This is a genomic window from Pseudomonas sp. PIC25 (genome assembly GCF_002286785.1).
Classification (GTDB): Bacteria; Pseudomonadota; Gammaproteobacteria; order Pseudomonadales; family Pseudomonadaceae; genus Pseudomonas_M.
This window is the reverse complement of record NZ_MUJY01000168.1, coordinates 76,992-101,802: the sequence shown is the minus strand read 5'-3', so window position 1 is coordinate 101,802 and position 24,811 is coordinate 76,992. Positions and strand designations below refer to the sequence as shown.

At 55.9% G+C, this 24,811-nt stretch carries 22 protein-coding genes; 1 reads left to right on the top strand and 21 read right to left on the bottom strand.

Going from position 1 to position 24,811, the window contains the following annotated elements; all coding sequences use genetic code 11:
• Nucleotides 1-22: 22 nt before the first annotated feature.
• The 4 genes from BZL41_RS21530 to rfbA all read right to left on the bottom strand — a co-directional run bounded on the left by BZL41_RS21530 (nt 23) and on the right by rfbA (nt 3,991).
• Nucleotides 23-1,411, bottom strand: coding sequence for an undecaprenyl-phosphate glucose phosphotransferase (locus BZL41_RS21530; protein WP_095601163.1), 1,389 nt, complete (start codon nt 1,409-1,411; stop codon nt 23-25).
• A gap of 296 nt (nt 1,412-1,707) precedes the next feature.
• Nucleotides 1,708-2,580, bottom strand: a complete 873-nt coding sequence (gene rfbD, locus BZL41_RS21525; RefSeq protein WP_095601162.1) for a dTDP-4-dehydrorhamnose reductase — start codon at nt 2,578-2,580, stop codon at nt 1,708-1,710.
• A complete protein-coding gene (gene rfbC / locus BZL41_RS21520; protein WP_095601161.1) occupies nt 2,577-3,113 on the bottom strand; it encodes a dTDP-4-dehydrorhamnose 3,5-epimerase in 537 nt (178 codons plus the stop codon). The genes rfbD and rfbC overlap by 4 nt, the downstream gene beginning before the upstream one ends.
• A complete protein-coding gene (gene rfbA, locus BZL41_RS21515; RefSeq protein WP_095601160.1) occupies nt 3,113-3,991 on the bottom strand; it encodes a glucose-1-phosphate thymidylyltransferase RfbA in 879 nt (292 codons plus the stop codon). The genes rfbC and rfbA overlap by 1 nt, the downstream gene beginning before the upstream one ends.
• A 114-nt stretch (nt 3,992-4,105) precedes the next feature.
• Here rfbA and BZL41_RS21510 point away from each other — a divergent pair, with 114 nt between their 5' ends.
• The gene (locus BZL41_RS21510; protein WP_168191049.1) at nt 4,106-5,203 is read left to right on the top strand and encodes an acyltransferase; all 1,098 of its coding nucleotides are present in this window, start codon (nt 4,106-4,108) and stop codon (nt 5,201-5,203) included.
• A gap of 16 nt (nt 5,204-5,219) precedes the next feature.
• Here the strand turns inward: BZL41_RS21510 and rfbB are convergent, their stop codons facing one another.
• From rfbB to BZL41_RS21430, 17 genes are all read right to left on the bottom strand, one after another.
• Entirely contained in the window at nt 5,220-6,287 is a 1,068-nt protein-coding gene (rfbB, locus tag BZL41_RS21505) for a dTDP-glucose 4,6-dehydratase (RefSeq protein ID WP_095601158.1), read from the bottom strand.
• Nucleotides 6,288-6,310: 23 nt separating this feature from the next.
• Nucleotides 6,311-7,417, bottom strand: coding sequence for a DUF1972 domain-containing protein (locus BZL41_RS21500; protein WP_095601157.1), 1,107 nt, complete (start codon nt 7,415-7,417; stop codon nt 6,311-6,313).
• Nucleotides 7,410-8,828, bottom strand: a complete 1,419-nt coding sequence (locus BZL41_RS21495) for an O-antigen ligase (RefSeq protein ID WP_095601156.1) — start codon at nt 8,826-8,828, stop codon at nt 7,410-7,412. The genes BZL41_RS21500 and BZL41_RS21495 overlap by 8 nt, the downstream gene beginning before the upstream one ends.
• Nucleotides 8,828-9,793, bottom strand: a complete 966-nt coding sequence (locus tag BZL41_RS28200; RefSeq protein ID WP_143518139.1) for a hypothetical protein — start codon at nt 9,791-9,793, stop codon at nt 8,828-8,830. The genes BZL41_RS21495 and BZL41_RS28200 overlap by 1 nt, the downstream gene beginning before the upstream one ends.
• An 8-nt stretch (nt 9,794-9,801) precedes the next feature.
• The gene (gene pseI, locus BZL41_RS21490) at nt 9,802-10,863 is read right to left on the bottom strand and encodes a pseudaminic acid synthase (protein ID WP_095601155.1); all 1,062 of its coding nucleotides are present in this window, start codon (nt 10,861-10,863) and stop codon (nt 9,802-9,804) included.
• Nucleotides 10,864-10,868: 5 nt separating this feature from the next.
• Nucleotides 10,869-11,381, bottom strand: a complete 513-nt coding sequence (gene pseH, locus BZL41_RS21485; RefSeq protein ID WP_256578217.1) for a UDP-4-amino-4,6-dideoxy-N-acetyl-beta-L-altrosamine N-acetyltransferase — start codon at nt 11,379-11,381, stop codon at nt 10,869-10,871.
• Nucleotides 11,378-12,466 (bottom strand): UDP-2,4-diacetamido-2,4,6-trideoxy-beta-L-altropyranose hydrolase, encoded by a 1,089-nt coding sequence (gene pseG, locus BZL41_RS21480; RefSeq protein ID WP_095601153.1) that lies wholly within the window; start codon nt 12,464-12,466, stop codon nt 11,378-11,380. Before pseG ends, pseH begins: the two co-directional genes overlap by 4 nt.
• A gap of 8 nt (nt 12,467-12,474) precedes the next feature.
• On the bottom strand, nt 12,475-13,275 hold the full coding sequence (locus tag BZL41_RS21475; protein WP_095601152.1) for an SDR family NAD(P)-dependent oxidoreductase: 801 nt from the start codon (nt 13,273-13,275) through the stop codon (nt 12,475-12,477).
• The gene (locus BZL41_RS21470; RefSeq protein ID WP_095601151.1) at nt 13,275-14,900 is read right to left on the bottom strand and encodes an aldo/keto reductase; all 1,626 of its coding nucleotides are present in this window, start codon (nt 14,898-14,900) and stop codon (nt 13,275-13,277) included. The genes BZL41_RS21475 and BZL41_RS21470 overlap by 1 nt, the downstream gene beginning before the upstream one ends.
• The gene (gene pseC, locus BZL41_RS21465; protein WP_095601150.1) at nt 14,894-16,051 is read right to left on the bottom strand and encodes a UDP-4-amino-4,6-dideoxy-N-acetyl-beta-L-altrosamine transaminase; all 1,158 of its coding nucleotides are present in this window, start codon (nt 16,049-16,051) and stop codon (nt 14,894-14,896) included. The genes BZL41_RS21470 and pseC overlap by 7 nt, the downstream gene beginning before the upstream one ends.
• A 3-nt stretch (nt 16,052-16,054) precedes the next feature.
• Complete coding sequence (gene pseB, locus BZL41_RS21460) at nt 16,055-17,053, bottom strand: UDP-N-acetylglucosamine 4,6-dehydratase (inverting) (RefSeq protein WP_095601149.1); 999 nt, start codon at nt 17,051-17,053, stop codon at nt 16,055-16,057.
• 11 nt (nt 17,054-17,064) lie between these two features.
• Entirely contained in the window at nt 17,065-18,339 is a 1,275-nt protein-coding gene (locus BZL41_RS21455) for a lipopolysaccharide biosynthesis protein (RefSeq protein ID WP_095601148.1), read from the bottom strand.
• Nucleotides 18,340-18,555: 216 nt separating this feature from the next.
• The gene (rfaH, locus tag BZL41_RS21450) at nt 18,556-19,077 is read right to left on the bottom strand and encodes a transcription/translation regulatory transformer protein RfaH (RefSeq protein ID WP_174706195.1); all 522 of its coding nucleotides are present in this window, start codon (nt 19,075-19,077) and stop codon (nt 18,556-18,558) included.
• A gap of 108 nt (nt 19,078-19,185) precedes the next feature.
• Nucleotides 19,186-20,640, bottom strand: coding sequence for an MBL fold metallo-hydrolase RNA specificity domain-containing protein (locus BZL41_RS21445; protein ID WP_095601147.1), 1,455 nt, complete (start codon nt 20,638-20,640; stop codon nt 19,186-19,188).
• Nucleotides 20,641-20,747: 107 nt separating this feature from the next.
• Complete coding sequence (locus BZL41_RS21440; RefSeq protein WP_256578216.1) at nt 20,748-22,043, bottom strand: Wzz/FepE/Etk N-terminal domain-containing protein; 1,296 nt, start codon at nt 22,041-22,043, stop codon at nt 20,748-20,750.
• A gap of 288 nt (nt 22,044-22,331) precedes the next feature.
• On the bottom strand, nt 22,332-23,609 hold the full coding sequence (locus tag BZL41_RS21435) for a Wzz/FepE/Etk N-terminal domain-containing protein (RefSeq protein ID WP_095601145.1): 1,278 nt from the start codon (nt 23,607-23,609) through the stop codon (nt 22,332-22,334).
• Nucleotides 23,610-23,737: 128 nt separating this feature from the next.
• Nucleotides 23,738-24,745 carry a tetratricopeptide repeat protein gene (locus BZL41_RS21430; RefSeq protein WP_168191048.1) on the bottom strand — a complete coding sequence of 336 codons (1,008 nt, stop codon included), beginning with the start codon at nt 24,743-24,745 and terminating at the stop codon, nt 23,738-23,740.
• Nucleotides 24,746-24,811 lie beyond the last annotated feature (66 nt).

The following is a 24,811-nucleotide window of genomic DNA, read 5'->3' as shown; positions in this document are numbered from 1 at the left end:
TGTTTTAAGAACGGCGCGCCTATCAGTAGGCGTTCTTGTTGATGAAACCCTTGAAGATCGTCCAGAAGATGATTTTCAAGTCCAGCCAGAGCGACCAGTTATCGATGTACCAGAGGTCATGCTCGACCCGCTTCTGCATCTTCTCGATGGTGTCGGTCTCGCCCCGGTAGCCGCAGACCTGAGCCCAGCCGGTGATTCCCGGCTTGACCTTGTGTCGCTGCATGTAGGATTCAACCAGATCCTTGTAATACTCGTTGTGAGCTAACGCATGGGGCCGAGGCCCGACAATGGACATGCGGCCCTGCAGCACGTTGAAGAACTGCGGTAACTCGTCGAGGCTGGTCCGGCGCAGGAAGGCCCCCACCTTCGTCACCCTGGTATCCTGGCGCTTGGCCTGAGTAACGGTACCTTCGCATTCCTTATGGACGACCATCGAACGAAACTTGTAGACCTTGAATTTCTTCCCATTGATGCCCGTTCGGTATTGTTTGAACACCGCGGGCCCCGGCGAAGTTGCCTTGATCGCGATGACGATCACCAAGCAGACCGGCAGGATGATAACGCTGATCAGCCCGCCGATTAGCACATCCTCAAGCCGCTTGATGATCCGGGCCGGGCCATCCATGGGGCTGCAACTGAGATCAAGGGAATACAGCCCGGCGATGTGGCTGACCTTATGGTTAAGCAAAGGAATATCGCCCCACTCCGGAATGAAGCGCACTTCGACGGTATGGTGGCGTAACGCATAGAGAATGCCACGTATGGCATCACCTTCGTTCAACCGCAGGCACAACCAAACCTCATGCACCCCGTGTGCTTCCACAGTCGCCACCAGCTCGTCCAGCCATGCATCGCCGCGCTCGAACGGCAGGTTGTGGGCCATGCGGAAACCGTATTCGCTCAGATGACGTCGGCCACCGTTGAGGAGTTCGGCAGAGCGCCCACCGGAATCAACCAGCAGCACCGACTTCAGGTTATGTCCAGCCGAACGCAAGCGACGCAACAACAGGAAGATGGTCAGGCGGAGCAGGACACTCGAACCGCCGCCAATCAGCAGCATAGTGGTGAACCAGATCCGCGAATAATTAGTGGACACCTTGAGAAAAAACGACAACGACAGGAGGATACCGGCGGCTGCCAACCAACCGACCGTGATCAGACTAAGCTGGCGACGAAAGCTCAGTCCACGCAGGGAGCCGTACACACCTCCCATCATCAGGCAGAACATCACCAGGATGGCGCTCAGCAGGGTCGCCGTGTTGTAACGCCCCGGCATCTCGAACGTGCCGAAGCGAACGTAATAAGCCAGAAAGCCTGAGGCGATCACCAGCAGAATATCGAGCAAGGCCGCGAACAACGGGACGGGATAACGCTCGGCAAAGGTGGGCTGGTAACGAGGGATCGGCTGCATGTCCTTTACAAAAGCTCCTGAAAAAACGGGCGACATCCTACCACGTCAGGAAATCCTGGCCCGAACGAAGAGTCGACTGATGGCGGATAAATAGGTTCGGCATGCTCGGCATGACCGCTGGGTTTCTTCCGTGGGAGCTAATTCATTCGCGAATAGCTGGGGCTCTGCTGACGAAGCTTTTTATGCCTTGATTTCGCGAGCAAGCTCGCTCCTACAACGGCAACTATCCAACTTCGGCAACACGCACACCGCTCTTCGTAGGAGCCAGCTCTGCTGGCGAAGCTTCACACCTCTGCCTACGCCACCAGAATCCTCACCAACGCCGCCTGCCAATCGGACGGTTCAATGCCAAACACCGCGCCAATGCGCGACGAATCCAGCACCGAATAGGCGGGGCGCTTTGCCGGCGTGGGATATTCATGGGTAGCGATTCCCACGATCCGGGGGGCCTTGGCAATCAACCCTACCTCCGCTGCGCGGGTAACGATGGCGCGTGCGAACCCGCACCAGGTCACCGCCTTGTCGCCGGCGAAATGGTAGGTGCCATACAACCCCTCCCCTCCAGCGACCAGCCGCTCGGCGATGCGCAGCACAGCATCGGCGATATCGCCGGCATAGGTAGGGCACCCCAGCTGATCATCGACCACACGCAACTCATCGCGCTCGCCAGCCAGCCGCAGCATGGTCTTCATGAAGTTGTGCCCGTGCTCGCTGAACACCCAGGCGGTACGCACGATCACATGCGCCGGACAGGCGTCGCGGATGGCCGCCTCCCCTTCCAGCTTGGTGCGGCCGTATACACCTTGGGGGGCAGTGGGATCGGTTTCTATGTACGGCCGTTCGGCCTCGCCGGAAAACACATAATCGGTGGAGAGATGAACCAATGCGCAGCCCACCGCATGACACGCCCGGGCCAACACCGCTGGGCCCTCCACGTTGCCGCGCAGTGCCGCATCCGGCTCCGCCTCGGCCTTGTCGACGGCCGTATAGGCGGCGGCATTGATCACCATGTCCGGACGGAAGCGCTCCAGCAACGCCGCCACGGCCGCTTCATCGGCGATATCCAGGGTATCCCGCCCATGGGCTTCCCATTGCCAGTCCAAGCGCTCCAGGCGCTCCACCAGCGAACGCCCGACCTGGCCGTTGGCTCCCGTCACCACGACCTTCATCCGAACAGCTCCCGAAGCGTCAGCCCCTGGGCGTCCTTGGCGGAAAGCTGTGGCTCCGCCAGTGGCCATTCGATACCCACGGAGGAGTCGTTCCAGATCAGGCAGGCCTCATCGCTGGGATCGTAGTAATCGGTGCACTTGTATTCGAAGTCGGCCGTCTCGGAGAGCACGACGAAGCCATGGGCCAAGCCCGGCGGCACCCAGAACTGCCGCTTATTCTCCTCGGAGAGGATCACCGCCTCCCAGCGACCGAAGGTCGGCGAATCGCGACGGATATCCACCGCCACGTCGAAAACCTCGCCCCGCACCACCCGCACCAACTTGCCTTGTGGCTTGGTCTTCTGGAAGTGCAGTCCGCGCAGCACGCCTTTCGCCGAGCGGGAGTGGTTGTCCTGCACGAACGGCAGGTCGATCCCCGCGTCCTCGGCATAGCGCCGGGCCTGGAAGGTTTCCAGGAAAAAACCGCGCTCGTCGCCGAACACTCTCGGCTCGATGATCTTCACCCCGGCGATGGACGTCTCGATCACCTTCATCACTGATACCCCTCGGCTACCCGGCGCAGGTACTGGCCATAGCCGGTCTTGCTCAATTCATCGGCCTGACGCAACAACTGTTCGGCCCCGATCCAACCCTGGCGGAAGGCGATTTCCTCCAGGCAGGCCACCTTCAGCCCCTGGCGATGCTCGATGGTCTGCACGAACTGGCCGGCCTCCAGCAGCGAATCGTGGGTACCGGTATCCAGCCAGGCGAAGCCACGCCCCAGCAGGCTCACATGCAGGTCGCCGCGCTTCAGATAGGCATTGTTCACATCGGTGATTTCCAGTTCGCCACGGGCGGAGGGCTTGATAGCCCGGGCGATCTCCACCACGTCGTTGTCATAGAAGTACAGACCGGTCACCGCGTAGTTGGACTTCGGCTTGGCCGGCTTTTCCTCGATGCTCACGGCACACCCCTGGGCGTCGAACTCCACCACGCCGAAGCGCTGCGGGTCTTGCACGTGGTAGCCGAACACCGTCGCTCCGCTCTGCCGCGAAACCGCTTCCTGAAGCGCCTCGGAGAAGTGCTGGCCGTAGAAGATGTTGTCGCCCAGTACCAGGCAGACGTTGTCATCGCCGATGAAATCCGCACCGATGATGAACGCCTGAGCCAACCCATCCGGGCTCGGCTGCTCGGCATACTCAATGCTCATGCCGAACTGGCTGCCATCACGCAGCATGCGCTGGAAACCCGGCAGGTCGTCCGGGGTGGAAATCACCAGCACCTCGCGAATCCCCGCCAGCATCAGCACCGACAGCGGGTAGTAGATCATCGGCTTGTCGTAGATCGGCAGCAGTTGCTTGGAAACGCCCAAGGTAATGGGGTGCAGCCGGGTTCCGGAGCCTCCGGCGAGGATGATTCCTTTGTAGTTCATTGAGCCCTCTGTGTCATACCCATCGTCGGGATCGTTGCGGCAGGGAAGTTTGGTGGTTTTCGATCACTAACTCAATCCGTCATAATGCATCACTTGCTAAAAGGCACCTTCTCAATGCAACGAATTCTTTCAATCGATTATCTGCGTGGCCTGATGGCTCTTTCTGTTCTTATTTATCATTTTGTCAGTTGGAGCCTGGGGGTACCTTCGAGCGATACCATTTTGGCCCGGCTCGGCATCTATGCCGTTTCACTGTTCTATGTTATTAGTGGCATTGCGCTTTATCAAATCTATGCAGACACGCGCTGGTCCATCAAAAACATCGGCATCTTTGCAATCAAGCGATTTTTTCGGATCGCTCCGGTATATTGGTTGGCGACAGCATCGATCATTCTTTTAGCGGTTATAACCTTACCCCCCTTTACACCAGACTGGCTTGCCTATTTCTCCAATTTCTTTCTCATATTTGGCTTCTATGATCCTGCGACTTATGTCCCGACCGGCGGTTGGTCTATTGGCAACGAGGTTGTCTTTTATTTTACTTTTCCGATACTCATTATCCTGGCACGCTATCGCTGGCTGTTTTTTTCCGTGCTATGCCTAATCCTCGCACTGTATGCCTACTTTGCTTTCGTTGCCCTGACCCCAGAAAACACGCTTGCCAAACAATGGGCAACCTATGTCAACCCATTGAATCAGCTTTTCCTCTTTGCGCTAGGCATTGGTGCGGCATGGGCTCGACGAAAAATAGAAATCACCCAACGCGCGGCGGCCGCCGCGCTGATTTTCAGTGTTTTCATCTTTATCATGTATCCCGCGAAAGGCGACCTGATCACCCTTGTCACAGGAATCGAGCGTCTCGTATTTACCTTCTGCTGCGGTGGAGCCTGCTTTTCCTTACTCTACCTTCGCCCATCCTTCCCAAACTTTATTGACAAGCCTCTTAGATTCTTAGGCGACACGTCTTATTCGATCTATTTGTTGCACGGCGTTATCAGCAAATATAGCCTCACTTATCTTTACCCGCTACTGAGCAATGATTCTCCTGTTATAAAATGCCTGTTTCTCTTTATCTTCGTCCTGCCTTGCACAATTCTAGTCAGCCATTTTATTTATCGTCATTTAGAGAAACCAATGATCGATGCGGGCAAGCGTGCTGAAATTTATTTGACAAATAAAAACAATGAAACACTTAATAAAGTGCCAGCCTAAGAGCCGGACTACTTGTTCACAGTTCGCCAATACGCTCCAATCGATAAGCACCACTCAGCACCCTTTCCCACCACTGGCGATTACTCAGATACCACTGAACCGTTTTGCGGATTCCGCTCTCGAAGGTCTCCTGCGGCTTCCACCCCAGCTCTCGCTCGATCTTGCCCGCGTCGATGGCGTAGCGCTTGTCGTGCCCCGGACGATCTTTGACGAAGGTAATCAAGTCGCTGTACTGCGCAACGCCGGAGGGTTTCTCTGGTGCCAGCTCTTCCAAAAGCGCGCAGATGGTTTCCACGACTTGTAGATTCCGCTTCTCGTTATGCCCGCCGATATTGTAGGTCTCGCCCACTACACCCCGGCACACCACCTCGCACAAAGCCCGCGCGTGGTCCTCCACATAGAGCCAGTCGCGAATCTGCGAGCCGTCGCCATATACCGGCAGCGGCTTGCCATGGATCGCGTTGAGGATCATGTGAGGGATCAGTTTCTCCGGGAAGTGGTACGGCCCGTAGTTGTTCGAGCAGTTGGTCACCAGCACCGGCAGGCCATAGGTGCGATGCCAAGCGCGAACCAGATGGTCCGAACTGGCCTTGGAAGCCGAATAAGGGGAGCTGGGCGCATAAGGCGTGGTCTCGGTGAAGAGATCGTCCGTACCCTCCAGATCGCCATACACCTCATCGGTGGAGATGTGATGGAAGCGGAATGCACCACGCGCCTCCTCCGGCAAGGCGCTCCAATAGCGACGCGCCACCTCCAGCAATGTGTAGGTACCGACGATATTGGTCTCGATGAAATCCGCAGGCCCATCGATGGAACGGTCCACATGGGACTCCGCCGCCAGATGCATCACCGCGGTCGGCCGAAACTCGGCAAATACCTTTTCCAACGCAGACGCATCGCAGATATCCACGTGATAGAAGCGATAGCGCGCCGAATCCGCCACAGTCGCCAAGGACTCCAGATTGCCGGCATAAGTGAGTTTGTCGAGGTTGGCAACCTCGAATGCCGTGTTGCCGATCAGATGGCGTACGACGGCGGAGCCGATGAAGCCGGCGCCGCCGGTGACCAGAATGCGAGAAGTCATAGATATGCTCGTTTCTTGACTCATTATTTTGGATACCAACGGGTCAACAGGTCCTCGTACTCCCGAAGTACCTGCTCCCAGGTGAAGCGCTCCTTGAAACGAGCCCGGCTAGCCGACTTCATTCGCTCAACCGATGCCAAGTCGTACAGAAGACTATCGAATAGCTCGGCACAAGCCGCCTCGTTCTGAAAATATGCCGCCTCGGGGCCGGCAACCCAGCGATTGAAGTGATTGTCATGGGCAATGACGGCACAACCGGCACCCAGCGCCTCCACCAGCGATGGATTGGTCCCTCCCACGCGGTGACCATGAAGATAGAAGCGACTATGAAAGCGCAGCGCCTGCACGACGGGCGCCTCGTATATTGCCCCTGGGAACACCACCTCATCGCTGGCAGCCTCCATCACCTGGCGATGAAAAGCATTGGTTTCCGGTGTGAAATTACCAAGAACAACCAGCTTATGGTTTCGTTGCTCCCGACTGAACGCGCGCACCATCTCAAGGAACGAATTCTCAGGTTCCGGGCGGGCAATAATGACCGAAAACTCATTGGCTTGAATGTCGTAACGGCTCAACAAGCCTGCATCCGCTTCAATGACCTCATCACCGCCATAGGGGATCATGGTGATCTTGTCTGCCGATATCCGAGTGGCCAGATGCTCCTTGATCTTCGGATGGTCGGCGATCAGATGATTGCCAATCCAGCAACCTGCCCGTTCATTCAGCCAAAACCAGGTTTTGGCGATGGGGCCCCATTTATCTCGGCGCCATTCGATGCCATCCATATTAATGACATTGATCTGACCTTTGATGCGTTGCAGCAGGTTAAAAACAGCCGTGTTGTACCCGAGCGTCAGGAAAATCCCTTCTTCGGCCAATGCATGGCGAGCCGCTTTCCAATCAAAAATAACGGTACCTAGTGCTCCTTCCCGACTAACAGGAATATGCACTCTCCTCACCCCCCTCCAATTACTCTCAAAAACTTCACCCACGCTGTTCTCTTGACAATAAACAGTAACCTTCCAGCCTTTATCAATGAGAAATAGAGAGAGCTTTTCTGCAAAGGTCTCAAATCCACCATGCTGAGCAGGAAGACCTCGAATCCCTAAAATAGATATTTTTTTAAACACGATATCCTACAAACCTAGAGTTCCAAAAAACAACCATAAGGGATGAAAAGTAAGCCAACGCAGAAATCTGATGCTTCCACGTCACTGCATTAGTTGCCCCTGCAAACAGAAGCACCAAAATAATACCCACCCATCCCCATAGGGAGCCAGAATATAATCCTCTTAACTTGCCAACCTTAAAAATTGGCAGAATGAATACGCTTATGAAGAACACCCCTCCCAAAACCACACCATAAGACACCAAATAACTTAAGAGATCCTGATGTGGATCTAAAATTGACTCAAACTCAACCCCATAGTTAACCTTTAGAAACGCCCAAACCCCAGGACCTATCCCAAGCCACGGATGATCACCAATCATTTCTAAAGTTGCCCACCACAACCTAAGCCTAGTGATCATAGAACTGGATTCAGGGGTTACCGAGATAGCAGAAGGATCGTCAACATTTTGACCAATCGTTAAAATCCCTTCCCACATACTTTCCCCGGCCGGCACGAACGAAATAAAGAAAACAAACATACCGATCAGAATCGACAAGCCAAAGAAAAAACTGGAGAGCTTTCCTCGCTTTAGAATATAGATCATTGAAAAGGCAGAAAAGAGAGCAACCAAAGAAAATCTCGTAGCTGTGGCCAGCACTGCCAAAATCAACACTAAGGCCAAAAAATAATTACCGATTTTCTTAGAGAGCCCGCCCGCCTGCAAAACTAAAAAAGCCGTACCGGCAGCCATTAAATGCCCCAAAGAATTAACACCATAATTTCCGCTCGTCAGTCGCTGCTCACTTTTGACCAAGCTAAATACAGTCGCCTCAAAAAAAATTAAAATCAAAACAGCCTTCAATGAGAGAGAGAAATCCCCCTCATACTTAAAGGGATCGGCATATATAAACAGTAGCAAAAGATAAATTAAGTAACGTAATTGATAGCTCCCTTGGAGTACGTGCCAAAATTCTCCACGCCAAATCGCTCCCAAAAAAACAACCAGAAAAATCAACAGAAAAGTGAAAAACATAAAAACTTCTCTCTTCGGCCGCCTCTGCTGGAAATCGCAATAAGCAAGCACCCCCATAAGAAGGTAAATATCTATATGAGTAAAATATGAAAAATATGGACTAGCCTCACCCGCAGCCATAGGCGAGGATGGCCAAAAATCATTAACCGCGTTCGGAGTAAAGAAAATAGCAAATGGCGCAAATTGCCAAAACAGCCGCTCGGAAATAGCACCAACTACGAGCAAAAAAACAAACCATAGCAGAGAGGAAAAAAAAATAACGCTTCCATCATAGTTCGCCCTTCCACCGCCCCACCCCGAAAAACCCAAAAAGGCAAAAAGACCAAGAACCAAAATCGCCAGCAAAAGCTTCGTATATAAATTAAAACAGCCCCCCACAACAATATTTCTTGACATTAGGCGCCACTCTTAGGAAAACAACATACGCCACTGCTATTAAATATATCTGCCAGCGATCCAGGAACACCGTCTCTCGAAATAGACACACTCTCAGCGGCCAACGCCACGCAGTGTATATTTGGGAATGCATTTACAATATTCAACAATGCCGAACTAAAAAAACTGACAACCACTTCGGGTTTCAACTCAGGAACAACCACTTCCGCCGGTAGCAAAGCATCCTTGCCTTCTAATCTGACCATCCCCCCTATCAAGTTCTGATAATCATGATGCCCTTTGTAAAAATATTGATATCGTTCAGGCGGATACACCTCAAACATTTTCAAAACAAGAGACTCCTTGCAACCTACCGAGAGAAAGGCTCTCACATCTTGATCCAAAAACAATACTCGCCCTTTCACAAAATCTATCGGCAAACTAACGGGCCGTAGCTGAATAACATGATCAACTTTTTCTCTTCCAACCACGCCGTCCGCTCTGGAAACATATATTGACCGAACTTTTCTCGCATCATAACCAGCAAGATGCCCCTCATATTTTTTAAACGGGACACCACACAACCAAGCAAATAACTTTAGGAAAAACCCAACCCCCCCTCTTGACGAGTCCGCATCATAGTAATTCAAAAGACCATCTTCATATATATTTACCGAAGAAACATGCTTTGAAAAAAATAAAAAATTGGTAAAAATATTTGATGGATGCGGAATATAGATATGCAACTCACGCCCCGACCATAAACACCATCTAACCCAAAAAGTAAAATAGATAAAAGAGAGCAGATAGCTGACGCTTTGCAGAAGAAGATTTCTTCTAATGAAGACACCTAATCGCGAGTAGCCCTTCTTACTAGCAGGCCAGCCTTTAGTGAACAAACAAAAAACCTCACCCTCTAAGTGACCAATCAATCTCTCAGCAAAAAAAGCATGAAAAGGAGTAAAACCTATTATTATATGCCGCATTATCTGGCTTAATCCTTACTAATAAACTTCCAAGCAACCGGAGAGTTAGTAGACACATCAGAAATAAGCTGTCTTCCTAATATTTCATTAAGATCTTTTGGTGCCAAGCCAAAGCCCGGTCTCACACTACGAACCGCATCCGCAGTAATTACATCCCCGGCCTTCAGGTTTTTCACGAAATACAAAGACCGCCGAAACTGAACATTCCCCTGCTCACTGGACTTCCTCCCATAGTCAACTCGCCCCAAGGCGGCCCAAGCCGTCTTGCTATCTCGGCACAGGGCTTCCAGCTCTTTCGGTTCCAAGGAGAAGCTGTCGTCGGGTCCGCCGCCACTACGATCCAACGTGAAGTGCTTCTCGATGATGGAAGCGCCCAGCGCCACGCTGGTTATGGCTGTGGTGTTGTCCAGAGTGTGGTCGGATAGGCCCGTTACCAGACCGAAGCGCTGGATCATGTCCGGGATGGTGCGCAGGTTGTAATCCTCGGCTGGAGCCGGATAGCCACTGACGCAATGGAGGATCGCCAGCTCCTTGCAGCCGCCTTCACGTGCCGCCTCGATGGCTTCCTGAATTTCCTCGGCATCGGCCATGCCGGTGGAAATGATCATGGGCTTGCCGGTGCTGGCCACGTATTTGATCAGGGGCAAGTCCACGGCTTCGAAGGAAGCGATCTTGTAGGCCGGTGCGTTCAGATCTTCGAGGAGATCGACCGCAGTGCTGTCGAACGGCGAACTGAAAATAGTGATGCCAAGCTCGCGCGCGTAGTCGAACAGCGGTTTGTGCCATTCCCACGGCATATGCGCTTCTTCATACAATTCGTAGAGTGTGCGGCCATCCCAAAGGCCACCATGAATCTGAAAGTCTTCCGAGTTGCAATCGAGGGTGATGGTGTCCGGCCGGTAGGTTTGCAGTTTGACTGCGTCGGCGCCCGCCGCCTTGGCTTCCCGAATGATGCTCATGGCCGTCTCGAGCTTGCCGTTATGGTTCGCGGACAGCTCGGCAATGACGTAGGGCGGCTCGTCGATGGCGATACGGCGCCCGGCGATGGAAATGCTGGGATGGTTCGACATGTTGCTTATCCTTCTTGAAGCGGCTGCCATTCGTGCTTGAGCAGGCCGAAGCACACCACGGCGTGATAGCGTTCTCCATCGAAATGTTGGTCACGCAGGATGCCCTCCTGCTGAAATCCCAACCGGCGATGGAAGTTGATGGAGCGTTCGTTGTAAGCCAGCGCCTGGCCGCAAATCTTGTGAAATCCTAGGTTCACGAAGGCATGATCCAGTGCTGCGCCACCCAGCAGGTGCCCGCTGCCTTTGGGCGCGTCGGGCGCGGCATAGAATCCCCAGTCGGCGATGCCACCGTCGCTCAACCGATTGAAGTGGATGAAGCCGGTAGGCGTACCCTCCAGTTCGAAAACCAGAAGATGCCTTGCAGGGTTGGATACGCTTCGCTCGAACCAGCTTCGATGCTCATCGAAACCAATTTCATGCTGGGTGTACATGTATCGGCGAACGTCCGCATGGTTTCGCCATGCGAGTACCCTTTCCAAGTCTGCTTCGACCATAGGGCGAACCTGTGTTTTTTTCATCCAGGCAATCCCGTCAGTGAATCGGCGACGCGGCTAGCCCCCAGGCCATCGGTTATCCGCGCGGACATGACCGACATTGTTTCCAGCTCGTTTCGCTGTTCAAGCCGCATGAGTGTGGCAGAAAGTCGGGAAATTTCCGGGGTGTCTCCAAGCAGGCACGCAGCATGCGCATCCTGTAGCGCCTGGGCTCCTGAGCGCTGGTTATTGGCAAGGACCACGATGATTGTCGGCACGCCCAGGCAGCATCGCTCCCATGAGGTTCCTCCCGCCGCACCAATAGCCAGATCGCAGTCCGCCATGCGTTGGGCCATATCGACGACATTGACCAGCACATCGGTCGGCCAGGGCATATCCCTGGCAATCTGCCTGACTTCCTCCAACCAGGGAGCCTTGGCTCCCATTACGACATCGATCCGAAGATCGTCCGGCAAGACGCTGTGTTTCAAAGCGTCCAAGACTTTGCCTGTGGCGTTGGGCTGGTCCACGCCGCCCATGGTGATGAGCAGTTTCTGTAGTTTGGGATGCTTACGACGTTCAAGACTGTACTCTCGCAACGCCGCGAACTCCGGTCGCAACAAGGCGTACTGCGGCCCCACGAGCACAGTGCACGCCTCTGGAACCCGCCCGGCGTAATCCACTGGCTTTCGCCCCAGGTTCTGATCGAGCAACAAGTCGCATTGGTGGGCCCGATCAGCCAGATCATCGATGACCATCAACCGTCGGTAGAAGGGGCGCAGGCGCTCTTCCCAACGAATGTCCAGGGCATAGTGATCGACGATCAGCCAGTCTGGCTGGAGCGCCTGCAGGATGGGCCGGCAGGCCAGCGCATCCTGCTCCTGGGTGGCACCCAGCCAGGCAGCGTGAGCCGGACCGTCGCGGTCTATCGGGCTCTCCGGTTCGCAAGGCAGGACATGAACGACATAGCCCTTGCCGCGGACCAGTTCGATGAGGTGGCCAGGATGCTCCCGGCAAAGGAAGTGGCATTCCACGCCTTTCTGCTTCAAGGCGTCGGCCAGGGTCAGGCATCGCATGACGTGGCCGCTGCCCATCTGCAACGAAGCGTCCGCACGTATCGCCATGTGCATCGCCCTATTCACCAAGATGTCCAGCCGCCATCAACGGTGAGATTTGATCCGTTAACGAATGAAGACGCTGATGAGGCCAAAAACAAGACAGGCCCTTTGATTTCATCCGAGCGTCCTACACGACCAAGCGGTACCTTTTTGGACAACGACTCGATGAAAGGCGGGTTTTCTACTTGCACCTTTTCGGACGGGAACGGCCCGGGAGAAATGCTATTTACACGGATGCCTTCATGGCCAAATTCGCATGCGGCATAGCGCGACCATTGGACCAAACCTGCCTTGGCTGCACCATAAAATGGCGGGTTCACGGATTGAGCAGAATCATAGATACCCTGATCCGGACTCACCAATGCATACATTGATGCTATGTTAATTACGCTTACATCACCGGAATTTTTGACCGCCCTCCGTAAACACGGAAGGGAGTAGCGCAGCATGTTATGCGCCGCAACCAGCGTAACTTCGTAGCTTTTGATGTAAGAGGATGAATCAGAAAGTTCGATGCTACCGGCTCCGCCTACATAGGCGTTATTAATCAAAACATCCAGGCTGAGGTCTGGATTTTTCTCAAAGAAGCCTTTGACGGCAGTTTCATCAGACACATCAAATACCGCTGGATCGGCCTTGAAGCCGGAGCGGCGAATCTCTTCTACTAACTCGTTGCTACGAATAGTAGAGCGAGAATTCACCAACACCGTTGCCCCTGCCTCAGCCAAGACGAAGGCCATAGCCGAACCAAGGTACCCTGTAGCCCCGGTTATCAAGGCGACCTTTCCTTTAAGGGAAAAAATATCCGCACCTTGATTCATTATTTTCTCCATAGAGCCGGATTCAAACTACGCTCTGATAATAATGGCCGAGTCTCGTCAACGATTCGAACCTGATCAACAGTCAAACTATCGAAACTGAACAGTTCGACATTTGACCGCACTTGATCGACCGACTCGACGCCAACAACAATTCCATCAATCCAATCAAGAGAGGCAAGATATCCAATACACAAATCCTGAATACTGCGGCGATCAAACTTCCTCGCCGTATCTGCCAACCATTCAATATAAGCAGAAGCATTTTCAATGTTTGCAACTCGCCACACCTCAGCCTCTTGGCTGAGAATAACGCCTTGAAGATAAGCACTCCTTACATGAATACTTAACTGCCTCGATAATTTAGCTTTCAAAATCCGGGGAACTGAATCCTTCCAACGCCAGTCGAGAATATTCAGTGGTAATTGAATATAGGAAACATCTTCATGCTCAAGAGCCATAATTAGCTCAGCCGGTGATTGTACGGATACGCCTAACTCAGCTATAAAACCAAGCTCTTTAAGCTCAAGCAACCTACGCCAAGCCGCACCACCCCACTCATCAAAGTGACTGGCGCGATGAAGCATTAACACATCGAGCTTCTGCAAGCACAGGCTTGCGCGTGACATATGAACACTTGCATCCACAAAGGCGTTTACAACATTGGCCGATGCATTTGCTGGGCAATCCGACAGAGGGGAGAGTTTCGTAATGATCCCTGCCCGACCCTGCCAGCCGGCCTGTAAAGACTGGCCAACAACTTTCTCAGCCTCTCCATATGCACGCGCGGTATCTATGAAAGAGACACCATTAGAGATAGCTGTCTTAACGATTTCGCGACTCACCTCCTGGCTAGGGCGCCCTATGGTGTTAGCAACACCATAATTCAACCCCAGTTGAGCAGTGCCTAGTACCAATTTGGCCGCTGGCTTTTTTACAATCGGCTGATAAGGCTGCCCATCCAAGCGCAGCATCAAATCAAACGCCGATATAGAAAAAGCATCTTCAACGCCAGCAAAAACGCCCTGAACGACTAGGTAGTCATCCAAACAGTCGATTGTGCAACGGTAATGCCCCTTCGCCATCGCAACATACTTATCAAAGGCTACACGACCATAGGTTCTTGCAATATATGGGGTTACATGTTCCGTATCGAAAGGATCGTCGGTGTTTGCAAGGGCCTCTCGCAAACACCGCAAGTAGGTCACCTCTGCACTCATTCCATAAGGAAGCCCCGAAGAAGCCCCATTGCAGAACATGTAGTCTATGCCCTTGGACAGGAAATCCCTTTCTATTTCGTCCAATAACACTCCATCTGGAAAGACGTTATCTCCCGTCAAGCGAAAAACAACGGTGCCATCATCGTATTCAGCAAGAGCCCCAACGACACGGCTGAGCGTATTGTTCAGACTTCCTCTGAAACATCTCACACCATGAGCCTGAGCAACCTTGGCAAGCTCGTCGTCGCTCCACTCGTCGGAGGTGGCGATAATCACGTCACGGCCGGTATTTGCTGCTCGCTTAGCTGCCAATATCGCAACCGGCACCCCATTGATAGGTAACAGCACTTTCCCCGGAAGGCGCGACGAAGAGGTCCGCGCTTGAAGGACAGCTACGCTTTTCAACATAGCACCTCGCGCAATATCCCTACCACTTTATCCTGCTGCTGTTCCGTCATGGTCTGGAACATGGGCAGGCTGATGGCTTCGCGGTAGTAACGTTCGGCCTCGGGGAAGTCACCGGCCTGAAAGCCCATGCGCTGGTAGTACGGCTGGGTATGGACCGGAATGTAGTGGAGGTTGACGCCGATGCCCTGCTCGCGCAGCGATTCGAACACTTGGCGGTGGCTGCTGCGCAGCGTCTCCAGTTGCAGACGGATCACGTAGAGGTGCAGGCCGGAGTAGCTGTCCGGGTGTTGCCAGGGCGTGGTGACCGGCAGCCCTGCCAGCAACTGGTCGTAGCGCCGGGCCAGTTCGTGACGACGGGCGACGTAGCGGTCGAGACGCTCCAGTTGGGTCACGCCCAACGCGGCCTGCAGTTCGGTCATCCGGTAGTTGAAGCCGAGGTCGATCTGCTGGTAGTACCAGGGGCCGTCCGATTCGTGGGTCATCTTCGACGGTTCACGGGTGATCCCGTGGCTACGCAGCAGTGCCATGCGTTCGGCCAGCGCAGCATCGTTGGTCAGTACCATGCCGCCTTCGGCGGTGGTGATGATCTTCACCGGGTGGAAGCTGAAAACGGTGATGTCGCTATAACGGCAGTTACCGATGAACTCGCCCTGGTATTTACCCCCGATGGCATGGGAGGCGTCTTCGATGATGCGGAAACCATAGCGCTTCGCCAGGGCATGGATGGCCTGCATGTCGCAAGGCTGGCCGCACAGGTGCACCGGTACCACCACCTTGGGCAGCGTGCCGTCGCGCTCGGCCTGCTGGAGTTTCGCCTCCAGCGCCTTCGGGCACAGGTTGTAAGTACGCGGGTCGATGTCCACGAAGTCCACCTTGGCACCGCAGTACAGGCCGCAGTTGGCGGAGGCGACGAAGGTGACCGGACTGGTCCAGAGCCGATCGCCCGGCCCGAGCCCCAGCGCCAGGCAGGCGATGTGCAGGGCCGAGGTGGCGCTGTTCACCGCCAGCGCATGCTCGGCTCCCACATGCCGGGCCACGCCTTGTTCGAAGCGCGGCACCATCGGGCCCTGGGTCAGGAAGTCGGATTGCAGCACACCCACGACGGCATCGATGTCGGCCTGGGTGATGTCCTGGCGACCGTAGGGAATCATGGCTCAGATGCTCCCGATCTTTTCGCGGTTCTTGTCGATCCAGGCTTGCAGTTCTTCGTCGCTCATCCACTCGGTGTTGTTGTCGCTGGCGTAGACGAAGCCTTCCGGCACTTTCTTGCCGTCCTTGATGCGCTTCTCGCAGGACGACCAGTTGTTGATCACCGGCAGAATCTTGAAGTGCTCAGGGTATTCGTAGGTGTAGTAGGAGTCTTCCGCGCTGATCATCTGCTCATGCAGTTTTTCGCCGGGGCGAATGCCGACGATCTCTTGGCGGGCTTCCGGTGCGACGACTCGGGCCAGATCGGTCACCTTCATGGAGGGAATCTTCTTCACATAGATTTCGCCGCCTTCCATGTCTTCGAAGGCATGCCAGACCAGCTCGACGCCCTCTTCCAGGGAGATCATGAAGCGGGTCATGCGCTCGTCGGTAATGGGCAGCACACCCTTGTCCTTGATGGACATGAAGAACGGGATGACCGAGCCACGGGAGCCCATGACGTTGCCGTAGCGCACCACGGCGAAGCGGGTGTCATGGCCGCCGGCGTAGGAGTTGCCGGCCACGAAGAGCTTGTCGGAGGCCAGCTTGGTGGCACCGTAGAGGTTGACCGGGCTGCTCGCCTTGTCGGTGGACAGGGCGACTACACGCTTCACACCCTTGTCGATGCAGGCATCGATCAGGTTCATCGCGCCCATGACGTTGGTCTTCACGCACTCGAACGGGTTGTATTCGGCGGTCGGTACGATCTTGGTGGCGGCGGCATGGACCACGTAGTCCACCCCATCCAGGGCACGGTAGAGACGCTCACGGTCGCGCACGTCACCGATGAAGAAGCGCACACGGGTATCGCCCTGGAATTTCTTGGCCATTTCCCACTGCTTCATCTCGTCACGGGAATAGATGATCACGCGCCGCGGGTTGTAGCGAGCCAGGATCATCGGCACGAAGGTGTGGCCGAACGAGCCGGTGCCACCGGTGATGAGAATGGACTTGTCGTTGAACATGCAGCGGTTCCTCAGGTTGAAGCCTGTGTTTCAGGGCAGCAGTGACGATACTGCACTGGAGTCAGCCGGAAATAGGCCGTTGTCTTCCAGACGAGTATCAGAAGAAAGGCGACACTCAGGCCGAGCGGAACGGCAAGGTGGGGCCAGTGGGTTGAAAAGAGCCAGGTCGCCGGAATGAAGGCAACCAAGCTGGCGATATGGCTGTGAATCAGCGGCCGATCCCTTCCCTGTGCGTACAACGCATAGTGCGGAATCATGCCCAGAGCATAAAGAAAGATAGCCAGCAGGATCCAGGGGAACATGCCCTGCTGCTCGCGATAGAGCGGCTTGCCCAGCCAGTTCAGCAGGGGATCGATCAGGGCCAGCGCTACCAGGGCGAAACACAGTGAAAAGACTGTCGTCTGGATGAAGAAGCGCTTCACGCCCTGGCGGAAGGCGTCGGCGTCTCCCTTCTGGAACGCGCTGATCAGGCCGGGGTAAAGGAAGGCAAAAACCCCAGCGTCGAGGAAAGACATCATGGCGTTGCCGATGCCCATGAACAGCACATAGGCGCCCAATACCTCCAAGCCTGACAGGGCCTCCAGCCAGTAACGGTCCAGGGTGAACACACCGCGTATCGCCAGCGTCGCCACCAGCATCGGCACCGCCACCTTGATGCCCTGGCGAATCCAGGACCAATCGACCCGCTTACGCCAACCACCGATGCGTAACTGGCACAGCCGGCCGGCGGCCAAAAGAAGCGCGGCAAGGCCGCCCAGCGTCCAGGCCAGCAACACGGTCTCCAGGTTGCGGGTCTCCGGATCGAAGAACATCAGCGCCGTGGCGACCACCGCCCAGGCCCCCTGGCGGAGGAACAACACCACGTTCGCCAGCACGGGACGGGATATCGCGATCAGCAGCCGCATCAATTCCTGGTTCAGGTGTTCGAGGACGATCAGACCGAAGAACCAGCCCGCCACCGGCCAAGGCAACGTCCCCGTTGCGAAGACCAGCGACAGCAACGGCACGAACAGCACATAGAGAACTAACGTCAGCGCACCTTGGTCTTTAAGGAGTCCGCCCCATTCTCCACGGTCTCGCTTGAGCAATTCCCGGGTGGTGTAGGTGTAGAAGTCCAGCCCCAGCAAATACAGGGCATAACCGATGGTCGCCGCCAGCAGGCCATACAGCCCCAGCTCTGCCGGCTCGAGGAAGCGCGCCAGGAAGAAGATCAGTAGGAACTTGCTGGCCAACGTCACACCGCGCAGTGCGAGGTTGAACAGGCGTGTCAGGGTGTGGGCTGGCATGGGCTCTTGAGTACGTTTCCGGTTTTGTTCATCGCTGATCGGGGATAGCCTTTGCCTACCGTTATCAATCGCGAGCAAAGCTCGCTCTTATGTTTAGATTCGAGCCCGTACCTGGGCACGCTACCGCCCCAGGATTTAGCGTCGCCTTCCTGAGAACGATTCCTGAAAATGACAAACCACCCAGAGCGCCCACGCACTCCGGCAACGGTCGTTTATTCAATGCACACGAATACTCGCCAGCGGCAGGCTGATCTGCTGCTGGCGATGGAGCAAGTTCATGAGTAGTACGACGCGATCATCGCCATCCATGGACAGGAAAATGGCGTCGAGTTCGGCGAAACTGCCCTCCAGGATGCGTACCGCTTCGCCGGGTTGGAGCATTTTTTCGACGTCGGGTTCCGCGCGATGCTGCAATTGCGCTATCAAAGCGTCATCAATGGCGATCGGCCGCCCGCCAAAGGAAACCACGCGATTGACGCCACGGGTCGAGCGCAAGGGAGACCAGTTGTCGTTCGAAGCCAAGTGGATGAAGAGGTAGCCGGGGAACAGCGATTCGGTCGCCTCCTGCCGATGGCCGCGCACCAGCCGCTCCCGCCGACAATGCGGGCGGTAGCAGGCGTACCCCTGACGGGTCAGATGTTCCTCGGCACGTTCGTCCTGCCGAGGCTTGCACTGCACGAGGTACCAGGACTTGTCCCGGTACTGACTGGTCGCGCGGTCCGCAGTGCCATTCTTCATATCCGTATCACCTTGCCCCTGGCCAATGAACCGGGCCATGGTAGGGACTTTCCAATCAATCCACTGAAGCTACACCCGCGATCGCTGAGATCGCCCTTGGCACTCCACTTAATCCGGGGTGACGATGGTCACCGGGCGGTTCCGTTGTTCGTAGCGGCTACGCAAAAGCTCTGCTAGCGCCCGCTTGGCCGATGCTTCGCCATGGACCAGGCGTATCTCGCCTGGCCACTCCCGCATGCGGGTCACGAAGTTCAGCAATCCGTGCCGGTCGGCGTGAGCCGAATAGCCACCGATGGTGGCGATACCGGCCCGAATAGTATGCCGCTCGCCATCCAAGTCCACATATCCGCCTTTCGGCCCATGGGTCTGGAGAGCATGCCCTGGCGTGCCTTTGGCCTGGTAACCGACGAAGAGCACGTTGTGGCGCTTATCGCCCAGCATCGCCTTGAGGTAATTGACGATGCGGCCGCTGGAACACATACCGCTGCCGGCGATCACAATGGCCGGTCGCGCCGTATCGGCCAGGTGCCGCACCATCTGGAGGTGATCGGCATGCTCATCCACCGTGACCAACTGCTCAAACCCAAGTGGACGGCGGCCGCATTTTACACGCTGTAGCGCTTCTTGGTCCCAGAAAGACTGCAACTGGCGATAAACCGTCGTGAACCGGCTGGCCAAGGGCGAATCCAGAATGATCGGCAGCTCGGGCCAATCGACGCCCAATTCTCCCTGGGCTCCAGAGCGGGGTGCGGTGGCGACGCGCTGACGAGCCCGGCGGTGGATGATGTCCTCCAGCTCGTAAAGCAGTTCCTGGGTACGACCGATGCTGAATGCGGGGATAAGCACCGTGCCGCGATCCGCCAGCGCCTGCTCGATCACCGCCTGCAAGCGCTGGCGCCGGGTTCGGCGATCCTCATGCAGACGATCGCCATAGGTACTTTCCAATATCAGGATGTCAGCCCGGTACGGTGGTTTCGGCGCCGGCAAAAGAGGAGCATGCGGCGCGCCCAGGTCTCCGGAGAAGAGGATGCGCTTGCTACCCTGGCCAGGGTACGTCAGGTCTATCTCGACATAAGCCGAACCAAGGATATGCCCTGCCCTCTGCAGCCTGACGCGGCAACGCAGCTCCGCCGTATCGACCAGGGTGAACCATGTCTTGTAGGGCAAGGCGATGATGCGCTGTTCGATCAGTTGCAGATAACGCTCGACCTTCGCCTGGTCGCGGCTGACGCTGAGCTTGAAGGCATCTTCCAGCACGAGAGGCAGCAAGCGCGCCGATGGCTCGCTGCAGAGAATCGGTCCTTTGAAGCCTGCCGCCAGCAGATAAGGAATCCGTCCGACATGGTCGATGTGGACATGGGTGGCGACCAGCGCCTTGACGGTATCCAGCGGAAAATCGATGGCCAGGTTGCCGGCTGCCGTGCGGCCTTCCGGTGAGGTTTCCGCGCCTTGGAACAGGCCGCAGTCGATCAACAGGCTATGGCTCGCGTCCATTCGCAACTGATGGCAGGAGCCGGTTACGCCCTGGGTGGCGCCGTGGTGGTCGATGAGAGGAAATTGCATGATGGGTCAGTCCCTTAACATGGCAGGGTTCCCCATGAACCCCGCTGGGCAAAGCGGCCCCAGGGTGCCAGCCTTGTCCAGAGGTATCGTTGGAATGGATCAGAAAATCATCGCAAGATGGCGAAGGTATCGGGCTTGCGACGCACGATATTTCTGATGAGCGCAATGAAAACGCCCAACATGGCGCCCAATACGATCCCAAACGCCAGAATCAGTAATTTCTTCGGTTTTATCGGTTTAGACGGCTCCACGGCCGCCTGGTCGATATGGACCAGCTTCAGCTTGGAAACGTCCACGTCCAAAGCACGCAAACGCGCCGCCTCCTCGCGCCAGAGGGCCAGGTCCTTGAGAAAGAGATCGTCGTTCTCGCGCTGCTTGAGGATTTCCACTTCGCGGTTGTTTTCCAGCAACCGCAGTTCCTTGGCGATCTGGGCGATACGCGGCTCGGTGAAATCGTCCGAACGCCGTTGCTGCAGGGCATCCCGCTCGGCTTCCAGTGCCTCGCTACCCATGAAATAAAGCGGTATCTGCTGGTTGTTCACTTCGGTACGAATCACATTGCCCTGTGCGGATCGTCCTTCATCGCCCAGCGCAGAAGGTGTGGTGGGCTTGGCAATGCCCAGGGACTTGGCGATTCGAATCGCTTCGTTCAACTGCATGATGCGGTCATCGCGGCGCGTCTTCAGCTGCTGCCGGAGCGCCCTGAGCTCGTCCTGGAGTTTCGCCCGCTTGAGCTCGTCCGCCTCCAGCAACGTCGCGATCTTGGCTTGCTTGCTGGTTTCATAGCTGGCGCGGGCCGCCTCTATCTTTCGCTCCAGCTTATCGAGGCGATTCTTGATCACCGCCTGCAGGTCGGCAGCAATCAGCTCGCGCTCCCGCTGCAAGGCGAATTCCACAAGACCGTTGACGATCGACACGCCCTGAACATCTTCAGGGTAAGTAAGCCGGATACCGACATAGGGGGTCAGACTCTTCGTTTTCGGGTCCGGCAGCAGCATCTGGAAGGCTTCGTCATTGAACTTCTCGAAGGCTTGCTCGGGGGAACGCAGGGGCGTTTGCAACGCCTCGAATAGCTCGGGATGGGCGCGGGAGAACTCCAGGCGAGTTTCGTATGAGTCCAGAGCGGTTCCGACACGGCGCAACGCTTCATCCGGAGTGAGCGGATAGACTTCCGTTCCGTTCAGCGCATCGAGGTCCTTGATGGCGGCCGGGCGCAGCAGGCTCTGTACCTGATATTCAGGGGTGGCGATGAAGAAGGCATAGCTTGCTGCCAACAGAGCGCTGGCCACGGTAATTGCAGCGATCAGCAGTTTCTGAGCCCACAGCGAGCGAAACAGCTCGGCCAGGTCGATTTCGTCGTTCAGCACAGGCTGGACGGGAAGGTGGGCAGAAATCGTATTCACAGGAAGGTCCATCTTTGGATAGCGTCAACAACAACCCTGACAGGGTAGACGACGATCCTAGGTGAATCCTGCTGTCGTCAGCCAATCAGACGGAGAGAGCTGAAGCCATACCCTCTCGAAACGGGGGCATTTTGCCAGCCAGGAATGACAATACAAGACTTGACAGTCTGCCCATCCATTCATTTCGAAAAAAATTCCAGTTCCTCCATCACACTTTTACACTGGTAGTTGGCGCTTGCTGCAGATTGGAAACTCAGCACCAAGCATTCAATCCATGCCGACCAGCCACTAAGCCGGCACCGCTACGCCAGGCTCGCCTCTACGCAAGAGATTGCGCAACAGGGCCACGAAAAGCCCCAGCATGCCGCCGATAACCATCCCCAAGGCCATGACCAGAGCCCGCTTCGGCTTAACCCTGGAAAGAGGCTCCAAGGCCATCTGGTCGACCCTGACAAGCTGCAAGCCGGATGCGTCGAACTTGATGCCTTTCAATCGGGCAGCCTCCTCTCGCCAGAGAGCCAAGTCCTTCAGGTAAAGGTCTTCATCCTGCCGCTGCTTGAGCAACTCGACCTGCCGGTTGTGCTTCAGCAACTCCAGCTCTTTCTTGATTTCGGCGATCCGAGGCTCGACGAAATCATCCGAACTTCGCTCACTCAGGGCCTTCCGCTCAGCCTGGAGCGCTTCAGTCCCCATGAAGTACAGAGGGATTTCACGACTAGTGACCTCGGTCCGCACGACTTGCCCCCGGGATTGAGCATCGGACATGGCCGATGGTGTAGTGGGCTTGGCTATGCCGAGCGACTCAGCAATACGAATCGCCTCTTCCAGCTCGCTGATACGACTCTCGCGACGCGTCTTGAGCTCGCCTCGCAAGGCCTCCAGCTCATCCTGCAATTTGGCGCGCTGCAACGCGTCCTCTTCGAGCAGCGTAGCGATCTGAGCCTCTTTGGAGGCGTTGTAATTGGCCCTGGCGGCCTCGATCTTCTGCTCCAGATTGGCCAGACGGTTGGCAATCAAGGCTTTCAGGTCTTCGGCAACCGCTTGCTGCTCGGCCCGTATCGCAGCCATCACCATCCCATTGACTACCGCTACACCATCGACTCCCTTGGGGTAGACGAGCGATAAACCGACATATTCTTTCAGACCGCCCGCCTTCTTCGGATCGGGTTGCAGCATGGTGAACGCTTGCGCATTGAATTCTTCGAAAACCTGCTCCAGCGAGCGTCCCGATTCGGCCAACGGAGCAAACAGCGCCTGGTTCTCGCGAAAGTATTTAAGTCGATTTTCATAGGAGGAAAGCGCTGCCGCTACCCTCGCTAAGGCATCGGATGGGGTGAGTTCATAGATTTCGGTACCGTTCAGCGCATCCAGTGCGCCCTGGTCCACCGGCCTCACTACGCTCTGAACCTTGTAATAAGGTGTCGCAAGAAAGGCATATGCCGCCGCCAACAACGTAACGCCCAAGGCTACGCCAGCAATGAGCAATTTCTGCTGCCACAGAGACCGTATCAGTTCAGCCAGATCGATTTCATCTTCATGCGGGGAGTACTGCTGTCGGTCAGACATTCTTTTCAGGTCACCTTCTCAGGGGATCAACTCAGGAACACCAGCGAGTCCAGCTCACCATTACAAGAAGTGCTATGACTCCTCGCCCGCCGGTTCGTTCAAGGCTCCTTCCAGAATAGCCCCTCCCTTCAGTACAACGGCTTGACTACCCCCCAGCCATGGCAGGCGGGGCACTGCCAATGCAGCAGCTTTCCCGCGAACCCACAACGCTCGCAGCGGTAGCGAACATCTGCGAGCAAAAGCTTATCGAGCGCCCCCTCGATGTCCGCCATAGCGGCTTTCTCCGAGTCGCCGCAGATCTGGCAGAGCTCCACCCAGCCTTTTAGCGCGAGCAAGGAAGGATGCGCACGAAGATGCTCTTGGACGAAACGAAGCGCCTCGGAGGTAGAGCGCTGGGCGATCTGCCGTGCGAGCACCAGGACGGCTGCGGTTACGGGTAGCCCACGACCCTCCCCGATGACCGCCCGGAGAGCGCCCTCAAGGTTTGCACCATTCCTCTCCGCCGCCTCGAGGACATCACTCCCCACACTTCCCACGACAGCCGGCTGGAGCTTGCAGGCCTGGATCAGCGCCGAAAAAGCGTCGGCATGACGCTCCGCCCTTGAAAACAACCTGGCCTGCAATAGAAAAGCGCGCAGACAGCTCGAATCGGCCTGTAGCGCCTGATCCAGATAGCCGAGCGCATCCTTCGGGCGACCACGACGCATGTCCTGCTCGGCCAGCTCGCAGTAATAATGAGCCAGGACCGAACGGTAGTAATCGTCTTCCGTAATCAGGCGCTCACAGACCTCTACCCCCTTTGGCCATTCGCGCTCTTGCTCGTATATTCGCAACAGCCCCTTGAGGGCGGAGAGACTGACAGCCTTCTCCTCCGCCAACTCAAGAAATAACGTCTCGGCGCGCGAAAGCACGCCAGCCGCCAAGAAATCCTGGCCCAGCTCCAGACGCACCTGGACGGCCTGCACATCAGTGAGCTGCCGGTTCGCAAGCATCCCCTCATGCAATTGAATGGCTTTGTCGACCTCGCCACGCTTGCGCAACAGCCGTCCCACGGCCAAATGCGCATCGAGCGTACTGTCATTGATTTCAAGGGCGCGAATGAATCGCTGGAGCGCTTCGTCCGACTGTTCGTCCAACAGCGGAACGTAGGGGTAGGAAGGGATGGGCCTAACGGAACCACGGGATCGGGAAGGCCAGGAAAA